The following is an 11,841-nucleotide window of genomic DNA, read 5'->3' as shown; positions in this document are numbered from 1 at the left end:
CGCTTCCGGCGTTTGGCCAGAGCTTACGAGAAGCTGCCGCAGACGCTGGCTGGATTACATTACGTGGCGTTTGCCATGTTGATGCTGCCGCACCTTCCTGATGTTGTTGGGATGGTTCAGAACATGCTCTAGCCCGCCGCCACCTGGCGCTGGCGGCGCGATTCGGCCAGCACCATGCCGGAGGCCACCGACACATTCAGGCTTTCCACCGTGCCGAACATCGGGATATTCACCAGCACATCGCACAGCTCGCGGGTGAGCCGGCGCATGCCTTCGCCTTCCGAGCCCATCACCCAGGCCAGCGGGCCGGCGGCGTCGCAGTGGAACAAATCGGTGCTGGCGTCCATCGCCGTGCCGGCAATCCACACGCCGGCGTCTTTCAGGTCACGCAGGGTGCGCGCCAGATTGGTGACGGTGACGTAGGGCACCACTTCCGCCGCGCCGCAGGCCACCTTGCTCACCGTGGCGTTCAGCCCGGCCGAGCGGTCTTTCGGGGCAATCACCGCGTGCGCGCCCATGGCGTCGGCCACGCGCAGGCAGGCGCCCAGATTGTGCGGGTCGGTCACCCCATCCAGCACCAGGAGCAGCGGCGGCTCGGTGAGGTTTTCCAGCACGTCGTCCAGGGTGACAAAGCTCTTGTTGGTGTCGATCAGCGCGGCAATGCCCTGATGGCGGGCGTGGCCGCTCATGCCGTCCAGGCGGGCGCTGTCCACGCTCAGGATGCGGATGCCTTCGCTCTCGGCTTTCAGGATGGCGTCGCGCATGCGCGCGTCCTGGCGGCCGGTGGCGATGTACAGCTCAAGCAGGCTTTTCGGGTTTTGAAACAGGCGGGCGTTAACGGCGTGGAAGCCGTAAATCAGTTTTTTGTTGGACACGGCCAGGCTTTCATTTGCAAATTAAGCGCTATTTTAAGCCAGCCAAGGCGTGGCGCACGGGGCGCGCGCAGGAATATTTTGCGAGCAGGCGCCGCCGGCTTGGCGGCGCCTGCTCGGGACGCTCACAAAACCCGGCGCAGCAATCCTGGCTGGGCGCGCGCAGACAGTGCAAGCAGTACGGCAAGGCCGGGCAACCACGCCAGGAGGGTTTGGTGAGTGATTCTCAAGGCAGGCTGAGTCGCACCTGATCCACCGGCAAGCCAGGCTGGGTGACGCGCACCAAGGCTTTGGCGCCGGGCTGCGGCTTGAGCGCGGCGGTGAGCTTATTGTCGCCGGCCGGGGTCAGCGCAGCAGTTTGCTTGCCTTGTGCGCCCAGCAGCACCACATCGCCGCTGACGCCCTGGCTGGCCAGCAGCTTGTCTGAATGCGAGCGCAGATACACCGCCAGGCCGGCCGGGTCGGCGGCCAGTTCAATGCGCAGGCCGGACGGCGCTTCCGCCATCACTCCGCCGTGCATGGGCTTGAGCACGCCATCCGCCCAGGCGGCGGCGCTGACAGACAACAGGGACAACACAATCAAACTGGATTTCATGGCAAAGGCCTTTTTCAAAAAGAGAAACAGATCAAAATACGGTGTCGTTGGCCTGCGCCAGCAGTTTTTCCAGCGGCGCGCGGCCCAGTCGGGCAAACAGCAAGGGGGTGAGCAGGGTGTCCAGCACGGTGGCGCTGAGCAGGCCGCCAAAAATCACCACCGCCACCGGGTGCAGGATTTCCTTGCCGGGCGCATCGGCGGCCAGCAGCAGCGGGGTCAGCGCCAGTGCGGCGGTCAGCGCGGTCATCAGCACTGGCGTCAGCCGCTCCAGCGTGCCGCGCACAATCATCGCCTGGCCAAAGCTTTCGCCCTCAAATTTGCACAGGTTCAAATAGTGGCTGATTTTCAGGATGCCATTGCGGGTGGCGATGCCGGTCAGGGTGATCAGCCCCACCAGCGAGGCCACCGACAGCGTCAGCCCGGCCAGCCACATCGCCGCCACGCTGCCCACCCAGGCCATGGGGATGCTGCCCATGATCAGCGCCGCCAGCCGTGCTGAGCGGTAACGGCTGTACAGCACCATAAAAATCAGCGTCAGCGAGATCAGCGCCAGCCCGGCAATGCGCCAGGCGGCTTCTTCCTGCGCCTTGAACTGGCCTTCCAGGCTGACAAAATACCCGGCCGGCAGCGGCGTGGCGGCCAGCGCGGCGCGGATGTCGGCAATCACCGCTGCCATATCGCGGCCATCGGTGTTGGCGGCAATCACCATGCGTCGGCGGCCGTTTTCCCGGCCGATCTGGTTGGGGCCGTCGCTTTCTTCAAGCTGCGCCAGCTGCGCCAGCGGGATGGCGCCATGCGGGGTGTCGATCAGCAGGCGGCCCAGCCCGGTCAGGTCGCGCTCGGCGTCGGGCAGGCGGATCACCAGCTGAAAGCGGCGCGCGCCGTCGGCAATCTGGCTGACCACCCGGCCTTCGGTCAGCGCTTCCAGCCGGGCCAGCAGCGCGCCGGGCGCCACGCCGTATTGCGCGGCCTGGGCGTAGTCCACCCGCACCTTGATTTGCGGAATCAACACCTGTTTTTCCACTTGCAGGTCGGCCAGCCCGGCCACGCCAGCCAGTCTATCCCTCAGTTGCGCCGCCTGGCCGCGCAGGGTGTCCAGGTCGTCGCCGTACAGCTTGATGGCGATTTGCGCGCGCACGCCAGACAGTAGATGGTCAAGCCGGTGCGAAATCGGCTGGCCCACCGCCACCGCCGCCGGCAGGCTGGACAGGCGCTGGCGAATGTCCAGCAATACCGCCTCACGCGGCCGCGCCGACGGGCGCAGGTCCACATCCAGCTCGCTGGAGTGCACGCCCTCGGCGTGTTCGTCCAACTCAGCGCGGCCGGTGCGCCGACCCACGCTTTTGACTTCGGGCACGGTCAGCAGCAATTGCTCGGCCAGTTGCCCCACCCGGTTGGATTCGCTGAGCGCGGCGCCGGGGTTGAGCAACAGCGACACGGTCAGCGTGCCCTCGTTAAATGCCGGCAAAAACGCGCGCGGCAGCCAGGCGGCGCTGAGCAGCACCAGCGCGCCCAGCACGGCGGCGCTCAGGCACAGCGCGCGCCAGCGGGCAAAGCCCCAATCCAGCGCGCGCGCCACCAGGCGCTTGAGCTGGCGCACCAGCCAGCTGTCAGCGTGCTGGCGCGCCGCCAGGGTGGGCAGCAGCCAGTAGCACAGCACTGGCGTCACCGTCAGCGCCACCAACAGGCTGGACAGAATCGAGGTGATGTACGCCACGCCCAGCGGGGCGAACAGCCGGCCTTCGATGCCGGGCAGGGCAAACAGCGGCACAAACACCAGCACCACCACCAGGGTGGCCACCACCACGCCGGAGCGCACCTCGTTGCAGGCGGCGATAATCACCCGCAGGATGTCCGCTGCCGAGCGTTCGGCCGGCAGCGCCTTCAGCCGGCGCAGCACGTTTTCCACGTCCACCAGCGCGTCGTCCACCAGCTCGCCAATGGCGATGGCCAGCCCGCCCAGGGTCATGACATTGATCGATTGGTCCAAAGCGTGAAACACCGCCAGGGTGACGGCCAGCGACAGCGGGATGGCGGTCAGCGAGATCAGCGTGGTGCGCACATTCAGCAAAAACAAAAACAGAATCAGCGCCACCATGATGGCGCCATCGCGCAGCGCTTCGGCCACATTGGCCACCGAGGCCTGAATAAAGTCCGCCTGGCGGAACGACACCTGCGGCGCTTGCACCCCGGCCGGCAGGCGTTGGCTCAGGCTGGCCAGCGCGGCTTCGATGTCGGCGGTGAGCCGGGTGGAATCTGCCTGCGGTTGTTTTTGCACGCTGACCACCACGGCGGGCTTGCCGTTGTAGCCGGCGTCGCCGCGCTTGGCGGCGGCGGCAAATTTGACTTGCGCCAGCTGACGCAGCAGCACCGGCTGGCCATTGCGCTCGGCTACCGCCAGGTTTTCCAGGTCGGACAGCACCAGGGTCTGGCCAATATGGCGAATCAGGTATTCGCGGGCGTGCTGCTCTAAAAAACCGCCGCTGGCGTTGCCGGCAAAGCCGCGCAAGGCGTCTTCCAGCTGGCTGAGGTTGACGCCCAGCCGCGCCATGGCGGCGCTGTCTGGCTCTACCCGAAACTGGCGCACTTCGCCGCCAATCGGAATCACCTGCGCCACGCCCGGAATCGACAGCAGGCGCGGGCGCAGCACAAAGTCGGCAAATTCGCGCACCTGCATCGGGCTGACCTGCTGAGGGTCGGCCGGCAGGGCAATCAGCATGATTTCGCCCATCACCGAGGCAATCGGCCCCAGCGTCGGGCTGACGCCCGGCGGCAGTTGCTCGCGGATTTCCGCCAGCCGTTCGGCCAGCATCTGCCGGTTGCGGTAAATATCCGAGCCCCAGGCAAACTCGGCGTACACCACGGATAAACCGGCGCCAGACACCGAGCGCACGCGCTGCACGCCGGCAATGCCATTCAGCGCGGCTTCCAGCGGCTGGGTGACGCGCAGCTCGACATCTTCCGGGGCCATGCCGCCGGCTTCGGTCATCACCGTCACCATGGGTTTGTTCAGGTCAGGAAAAACATCCACCGCCATGCGGCCGGCGTTCATGCCGCCCCAGGCCATCATCAACAAGGCAAACACCAGCACAAACAAGCGATTGCGCAGGCTATGCTCCACCATCCAGCTCAACATTGGGCGCGTCCTTTAGCGAATCTGGTTCAGCAGCGCGGCGCCGGCGCTCACCACCCGGCGGCCGGCGGGCAGGTCGCGCACCAGCACATCCTGGCCATTCAGCGGGGCAATTTGCACCGGCCAGGGGCGAAACAGCTCGGCGCTGTCGTGCAGCCACACCACGGGCTGGTTGGCGCTATTGCGCTGCACGCTGGCCGCCGGCAGCGCCACGCCCGAGACAGGCGCGCCGTACGCCACGCGCAGCTTCACCGATTGCCCCAGCGCCAGCGGCACATCCTGACGGCCTTGCGGGGCAAACAGCAGCGGCAGCGCGCCATCACGAAACGCGGTGGCGCTGCCCACCAGCTGCCAGGGGGTGGCGCTGCCGGGCAGGCTGGCGCGGCCCAGTTGCTGGGCCATGGCCGGGTCGTGGGCCAGCGCTTCCACCCGCAGCTTTTGTGGGTCCACCACTTCAAACAGCAATGCGCCGGCCTCCACTTGCTGGCCATTCAGCGCATTGGCCTGGCTGAGCACGCCGCTGGCTGGCGCGCGCAAGGCCAGCCGCCCGCCGGCTGCGGCCAAGGCGGCGGCGCGCTGGCGCAGGCTGGCGGCTTCGGCGCGCTGGGCGTCGATGTCGCGCGCGGCCACTGTCTCGCGCAGGCTTTCCAGCCGCGCCAGCTGGCGCGCCGCCTGGGCGGCCTTGATGTGCAGTTCGGCCAGCTCTGCCTGCTGGCTGGCGCGCTCGCCAGCGCTCAGGCTGGGGCGCAGATAGGCCAGCAACTGGCCTTGGCGCACGCGCTGGCCGGCGCTGGGCAGGCCATCCGGCCCGGCCTCCAGCGCGCCGCTGAGGCTGGCTTGCACGCGTCCGCCAGCGTTTGGATCCATCACCACATGGCCGTTCAGCTCTACGCTGGGGCGGTGTTCGCCCAGCATGCTCAGTTGGGTGCGAATGCCCAACTGGCGTTGGCTGGCTTTATCCAGCCACACCCGGCCATCGGGCAGGCGTTGTGGCCGCAAGGCCAGTGATGCGGCAGCCGGGTTGCGCGGGGCGCTGGGCGCAGCGACGGGCGCCGGGGATGGGCTGTCGTGCACTTCGTCACCGTGGGCGTGCGCCCATGGCGCCGTCAGGCACAGCGCCAGCGCCAGGAGGGTGTGTCGTGGGTTTAAGCGGGTCATGGCGCAGTCCTTGTGGCCTTGTGCCGGCGACGCCAGGCCCAGACGGCGGCCAGGGTCAGCGCGATGACGGCAACCGCGCCGCCTGCCATGCTCGGCGTGAGGGAGGCCGCGCTGGCGGCGGGGGCGGCCGTCGCGGGCAAGGTCAGCGTGGCGGCCAGCAAGTCGGCTTGCTGGCCGGCTTCAAGGGTGAAACTCAGCGGGTGGGCGCCGGGCTGGTTGAGCCAGGGGGCCTGGAGCAGGTATTCGCCGGGCGCGTGTTCGCGCGCCTGGGCTTTCCAGGTGGTTCCGCGCTCAACTTCAATGCGCGCGCCGCTGATGGGCGCATTGCTGGCAAAGTCGTCCAGATACAGGCGCAGTTGCTCGCCTTCGGCGACAATCAGCAGCTCGAACACTTCGCTATGGGCGTCGGCGCGCGGCGCCACGGCTTGGCTCAGCGCGGGCGGGGCGGTGTCGTGTGATTCGTCGCCATGCGCCCAGGCGGCGGTGGACAGCAGCCAGGCGGTTAAAACAAACAGCGTGCGCCAGATCATGGCAGGGCTCCAATGGCTTGCAGATAACGGGAGTGCGCGCGCCCGGCTTCCAGTTGGGCGCGCTGGGCTTGGCTGCGGGCTTCGTGCAGTTCGCTTTGCGCGCGCCATTGTTCGGGCGCGCTTAATTGGCCGGCGCGCACGGCGCGTTGAATCCAGCCTAGCCGCTGTTCGGCCAGTTGCAAGGCTTCGGCCTGGGCGCGGGCTTGTTGCTGGCCCAATTCGCGCGCCAGACGCGCGCTGTCGATGTCTTGCGCCAGTTGCTCGCGGCCGGCGTGCAGCTCGGCCAGCGCTTCGCTCAGTTCAACATTGGCCTGCGCCATGCGCGGGCCATTGCGCGCCTGGCCGCCAAACGGGATTTTCAGCGAGAGTTTGGCCAGGTTTTGGTAGGGTTCGCTGCGCGCGCCGCGCTCGCGGGTGAGGGTGAGCGCCAGCTCGGGGGCGTCGCGGCTGTCGCCATTGGCCTGCGCCAGCCGCGCCTGGGCGGCGGCAACGCGCGCATCCAGGCTGGCCAGCAGCGGATGGGCGTCGGGCAGGGCGCTGGGGTGCGCCGGCTCGGCCTGCTGCGGCAACGCCGCGCCGCGCGCGGCGGCGGTGAATTGATTGAGCGCGCGGCGCGCCTGCGCCTGCGCGCGCAGCCAGTCGGTTTCGGCCTGCGCGCGCGCGCCGGCGGCCTGGTTGTGCGCCAGCGGCGCTTCCTGGCCGGCGTTCACCCGCCGCATGGCGTCGGCTTCCAGCGCGCGCTGGGTGTGCAGACGCTGCTGGGCGGCGGCGGCGTCCAGCTCAGCCAGCCGCGCCTCCCACCAGGCTTCGCGCAGCGCGCCCGCCAACTGCCAGCGCGCCAGCGCGCGAGCGTGCTGCTCGGCGTCCTGTTCGCGCTCGGCCAGGCGGCGGGCCAGCTCGCGCTGCCCCCACAGCCACAAGGGCGCGCTGAGCTCGACTTCCCATTCACGCAGGCCGGCGTTGCGGTCCAGGCGGTCGCTGCGTTGCGAGAGGGTCAGCGCCGGCGGGCCGGGCAGCCAGGCGTCGCTGGCCTCCCGCTGGCTATCCCGCAGCTGCTGACGCGCCTCGCTCACCGCTTGGCGCGCCGCCCAGGCGCGGTCAAACGCCTCAGCCAGGCTGGCGGCCTGTGCGGGCGCGGCCAGACCCAGCCATACGGCCAGGGCCAGGCGGCAAAAAGAAGACGCTTGCATGGAAATTCCACTCAAAAATGGCTTGGCGTGCAGTATTGGCGGCGCAGGCCGTCGGCAAGCTGACGATAAAATGACATTTTTGTCATCTGCGCCCACGCGGGCCTCAGGCAGGGTATAAGCAGCACAGACAAGGAGGCTGAATGCGAATCTTGATTGTGGAAGACGAAGTGCGCGCCGCCGCCTATTTGCGCCAGGGCTTGAGCGAAGCTGGCTTTAGCGTGGAGGTGGCGCACGATGGCGTGGAGGGCGAGCACCTGGCGCTGACGCAGGCGTTTGACCTGCTGATTCTGGATGTGATGCTGCCCGGGCGCAGCGGCTGGGAGATTCTGGCCAGCGTGCGCCGGATGAGCCAGACGCCCGTGTTGTTTTTGACCGCGCGCGACCGGGTGGAAGACCGCGTGCGCGGGCTGGAAGCCGGCGCCGATGATTATTTGGTCAAGCCGTTTGCTTTTTCCGAGTTGCTGGCGCGGGTGCGCACCCTGTTGCGCCGTCGCCCGCAGGCCGAGCCGGATGTGTTGCGCGTGGCCGATCTGGAGCTGGATTTGGCCCGGCATAAAGCCTGGCGCGGCGGCGTGCGGGTGACGCTGACCGCCAAGGAAATGGCCTTGCTGGCGCTGTTCATGCGTCGGCGCGGCGAGGTGCTGTCGCGCACGCTGATTGCCGAGCAGGTGTGGGACATGCACTTTGACAGCGACACCAATGTGGTGGATGTGGCGGTGCGCCGGCTGCGCGCCAAGATTGACGAGCCGTTCGAGCTTAAGCTGATTCACACCTTGCGCGGCGTGGGCTATGTGCTGGAGGCTGGACGTGAAAACTGATTGGCGGCGCGCCTGGCGTGGGCTGACGCCGCGCGTGGTGCTGGGTTTTGCCGCGCTGACAGCGGCGCTGATGGTGGCGTGCGGGGTGTATTTGTATCAGGCGCTGCGGCTGGAGCTGGGCGCGCGCGACCGCGACGAGCAGCGCGGCAAGATCGTGTTGTTTCGCCAGGCGCTGGCCGGCGTGTCGGACGCGGGCATGCTGCGGCGCAACCCGGACTGGCTGACGCATTTTATGGTGGGGCATGACGGCCTGGCGCTGCGCGTGCTGGATGCGCGCGCAGCGGTGTTGGTAGACAGCCCGGCCGCCTTGCCGCCCGGCCTGTGGCGCGGGCTGGATGAAACGCCGGCCCGCCTGAGCGGCCACGATGCCCACGGCCACCCCTGGCAGGGGCTGGCGGCGCGCGCCACGCTGGCCGATGGCCAAGCGGTGCAGCTGGAAATCTGGCGCGATGGCCACGATCAAGAAGCGCTGCTGGCGCAATACCGCAACCATTTGCTGTGGGCCGGCGCGCTGGCCACGCTGGTGGCGGCGGCGCTGGGCGGCGCGCTGGTGCGCCATAGCCTGCGCCCACTGGCGGCGCTCACCGCCGCCGCCATGGCCATTCGCCCGGACACCTTGAACCAACGGCTGGATGCCAGCCTGGCGCCCGCCGAGCTCTTGGGCCTGGTGAATGCCTTCAATGATGCGCTGGCTCGGCTGGATGCGGCGTTTGCCCGCCTGTCCGACTATGCCGCAGATCTGGCGCATGAAATGCGCACGCCCCTGGGCATTTTGCTCGGGCAAACTCAGGTGGCCTTGTCGCGCGGACGCAGCCTGGCCGAATACCAGCAAGTGCTGGCCGACAATGCCGAAGAATTGGAACGGCTGGCGCGCACGGTGAACGACTTGCTGTTTTTGGCCAAAACCGAACACAGCGAAGCCGCGCTGGCTTGCGAGTGGCTGGATGTGCGTCAGGAGGTGGACGAGGTGTGCGAGTTTTTTGCCCTGCTGGCGGAAGAGCGCGACATTCAGCTGCAGGTGGAGGGCGCGCTGCGCCTGCCGGTGGCGCGTGCCGCCTTGCGCCGGCTGTTGAACAATCTGCTCAGCAACGCCATCCGCTACAGCCCGCCGGGCAGTGTGGTGCGGGTGGCGCTGGACGCCCGTCTGCCTGGCGTGGTGGTGAATAACCCGCCCGCCGCCCCCCTGCCCGAGCCGCTGACGGTGTTGTTTGAGCGTTTTTACAGCCAGAGCGGTGGCGATGGTCATGGTCTAGGGCTGCCAATTGCCCGCGCCATTGCCCGTCAGCATGGCGGAGAACTGCGTGCCAGCCTGGGTGGTGATGGCCGGCTGACGCTGGCGGCGCAGTTGGCCCCCAGCGCCAGCCTGGTTCAGGCGCGCCGATGCAGCTGAAACGCCCGGTTCAGGGTTTGCAGCTGGCGGGCTGTACCCAACAAATCCTGGGCGGTGCGGGTGGCACTGTGCGCCAGCTCGGTGTTGCGCTCCACCAACTGGGTAACTTGCTGCATATTGCCGGCCACCTCGGCGCTGGCGGCGCCTTGCTGGGCGGCGGCGACAGAAATATGCGCCGCCATGCCGGCCACTTCTTCGCTGGCGCGCTCGATGGCGTCCAGCCCGGCCACGCTGGCGTCCAGCGCGCTGACGCTGTGCTCCACCGCCTGGGCGGCGCCGGCCATGCTGCTGACCGCGCTGGCGGTGGTGGCGCGCACTTCGTTGACGGTGGCGGCGATGTCCACCGTGGCGGCGGTGGTGCGCTCGGCCAGCTTGCGCACCTCATCGGCCACCACGGCAAAGCCCCGGCCGGTTTCGCCGGCGCGGGCGGCCTCGATGGCGGCGTTCAGCGCCAGGAGATTGGTCTGGTCGGCGATGTCGGCAATGGTGCGCGTCATGTCGCCAATCTGGCTGATGGATTGATTCAGCCGCTCGATGGTGTGGTTGGCGTCTTCGACGGTGCGCACCACGGCCTGGGTGGCGCGCATGCTGGTCTGGATATCAGCATTGCTGGCATGCACCTGCTGGCGCGAGGCGTCGGCGGCGTCGGCGGTTTGCCGGGCGCTGTCGGCCACTTCCTGCACCGACTGGCTGAACTCCTCAGTGGCGGCGGCCACGCTGGCGGCGTGGGTTTGCTGCGCGTCAGATTGCGCGCTGACCTGGGCCATGTGCTCGGCCAGCTCGGTACCGCGCGCATCGATGGCTTGTGAGGCCCGCTGGATATTGTCCAGCATGGCTTTCAGCGTCACCTGCATGCTGGCCAGATTGCACAGCAGCATGCCGGCTTCGTCGCGGCCGCCCACATCAATCTGCGCGGTGAGGTCGCCTTCGCTGATGCGCGCAAAGTGGGCGATGGCGTGCTGAATCGGCCGCACCACGGCGCGGCGCAGCAGCAGGCCGCCCACGCCGGCAATCAGCAGCGCCAGCGCCGCCAGCCCGATGCCCAGCCAGCGAAAGCGGTCAAATTCGGCGCTGCGTTCGGCGTGGCTGCGCGCGGCGCTGTCGGCCAGCGACTGAATCAGCGCCTCGCCATCGCGGCGCATATCGGCGTAGAGCGGGTTGATGCGGGTCAGCAGGGTGAGCGTGGCCGGGTGGTATTGGCCGTTTTTCAGCTGCTCGCGCGCCACATTCACCCCCTCCTGCGAAAAGCGCTCGCGCGTTTGGGCAAAGTGCGCCAGCAGGGTTTGCTGCTCGGCCGTCAGCGGCAGTTGGCGCAGCTGCGCCAGCAGGGCGTTGATTTCTTCACGGTTTTTCAGCGTGGCTTGCACATGCATGTCCAGCGGATGGTCGTGCAGGCTGACCACTGGGCTGCCGGGGTCGTGTTGCAGGCTGAGCATGATCTGCGAGCGGTTGTCGGCCAGCAGGAACATCACCCGGTTGATGACATTGGAGGGTTGCAAGTGATGCTGATACATGGTATGCAGCGCTTCGACGCCGTTGTTGAGGGTTTGCACGCCAAAAAAGCCCAAGAGCGCGCACAGCACGCCCAGCGTGGCCATCGCCGCCCAGAGCCGCGCGCCCAGCGACACGCTGCGCCGGCCACTGGCCGGCAGCCGGCCTTGCACGCCTGCGGCGCGGTAGCGCGCTTCGGCCTCAGCGCGCGCCTGCGGATCTGGCGGGGTGCGCACCGACATATAGCCAATGATCTGGCCGTTTTTTTTCAGCGGGGTGACCAGCGCCTCCACCCAGTAAAAATCCCCATTCTTGCAGCGGTTTTTCACCAGCCCCCGCCAGGGCAGCCCCGCCTGCACCGTGCGCCACAAATCCTTGAAAGCCGCCATCGGCATATCCGGGTGGCGCACGATATTGTGGCTTTTGCCCAATAATTCTTCGCGGGTGAAGCCGGAAATCTGCACAAAAGCGTCGTTGCAGTCGGTGATCTGGCCTTTGAGGTCGGTTTTGGACACCAGATAGACATTGGGCGGAAACGCCACTTCGTTTTGGGTGACGGGCTGGTTATTTTTCAATGGGGGGACTCCTGAAATCATGGCTGCAATATGACATGCACATTTCTCCAGAAATACCGGTTTGAGCACAGGGTGAAATGCGCAGAGTG

At 67.6% G+C, this 11,841-nt stretch carries 9 protein-coding genes; 2 read left to right on the top strand and 7 right to left on the bottom strand.

Features of this window, described 5'->3' with window-relative positions; translation table 11 throughout:
• Nucleotides 1-128: 128 nt before the first annotated feature.
• From rlmB to DFR34_RS16040, 6 genes are all read right to left on the bottom strand, one after another.
• The gene (rlmB, locus tag DFR34_RS16065) at nt 129-875 is read right to left on the bottom strand and encodes a 23S rRNA (guanosine(2251)-2'-O)-methyltransferase RlmB (protein WP_110392171.1); all 747 of its coding nucleotides are present in this window, start codon (nt 873-875) and stop codon (nt 129-131) included.
• A 223-nt stretch (nt 876-1,098) separates the two neighbouring features.
• Entirely contained in the window at nt 1,099-1,467 is a 369-nt protein-coding gene (locus DFR34_RS16060) for a hypothetical protein (RefSeq protein WP_146215184.1), read from the bottom strand.
• A 31-nt stretch (nt 1,468-1,498) separates the two neighbouring features.
• Nucleotides 1,499-4,603, bottom strand: coding sequence for an efflux RND transporter permease subunit (locus DFR34_RS16055; protein ID WP_110392169.1), 3,105 nt, complete (start codon nt 4,601-4,603; stop codon nt 1,499-1,501).
• A 12-nt stretch (nt 4,604-4,615) separates the two neighbouring features.
• Nucleotides 4,616-5,758 carry an efflux RND transporter periplasmic adaptor subunit gene (locus DFR34_RS16050; protein ID WP_110392168.1) on the bottom strand — a complete coding sequence of 381 codons (1,143 nt, stop codon included), beginning with the start codon at nt 5,756-5,758 and terminating at the stop codon, nt 4,616-4,618.
• Nucleotides 5,755-6,288: a hypothetical protein gene (locus tag DFR34_RS16045; RefSeq protein WP_110392167.1), complete on the bottom strand. Its 534-nt coding sequence runs from the start codon at nt 6,286-6,288 to the stop codon at nt 5,755-5,757. Before DFR34_RS16045 ends, DFR34_RS16050 begins: the two co-directional genes overlap by 4 nt.
• The gene (locus DFR34_RS16040; RefSeq protein WP_110392166.1) at nt 6,285-7,478 is read right to left on the bottom strand and encodes a TolC family protein; all 1,194 of its coding nucleotides are present in this window, start codon (nt 7,476-7,478) and stop codon (nt 6,285-6,287) included. Before DFR34_RS16040 ends, DFR34_RS16045 begins: the two co-directional genes overlap by 4 nt.
• A gap of 140 nt (nt 7,479-7,618) precedes the next feature.
• Between DFR34_RS16040 and DFR34_RS16035 the strand changes: the two genes are divergently transcribed.
• Both DFR34_RS16035 and DFR34_RS16030 read left to right on the top strand, forming a co-directional pair.
• On the top strand, nt 7,619-8,296 hold the full coding sequence (locus DFR34_RS16035) for a heavy metal response regulator transcription factor (protein ID WP_110392165.1): 678 nt from the start codon (nt 7,619-7,621) through the stop codon (nt 8,294-8,296).
• Entirely contained in the window at nt 8,286-9,686 is a 1,401-nt protein-coding gene (locus DFR34_RS16030; protein ID WP_158281870.1) for a heavy metal sensor histidine kinase, read from the top strand. Before DFR34_RS16035 ends, DFR34_RS16030 begins: the two co-directional genes overlap by 11 nt.
• On the opposite strand, the gene DFR34_RS16025 is transcribed toward DFR34_RS16030, so the two are convergent.
• On the bottom strand, nt 9,665-11,752 hold the full coding sequence (locus DFR34_RS16025; RefSeq protein ID WP_158281869.1) for a methyl-accepting chemotaxis protein: 2,088 nt from the start codon (nt 11,750-11,752) through the stop codon (nt 9,665-9,667). The genes DFR34_RS16030 and DFR34_RS16025 overlap by 22 nt on opposite strands.
• Nucleotides 11,753-11,841 lie beyond the last annotated feature (89 nt).

Origin of the sequence: Rivihabitans pingtungensis (assembly GCF_003201855.1) — a bacterium.
GTDB lineage: Bacteria > Pseudomonadota > Gammaproteobacteria > Burkholderiales > Aquaspirillaceae > Rivihabitans > Rivihabitans pingtungensis.
Note: the sequence above shows the minus strand (reverse complement) of the source record. Positions and strands in the feature narration are given on the sequence as shown.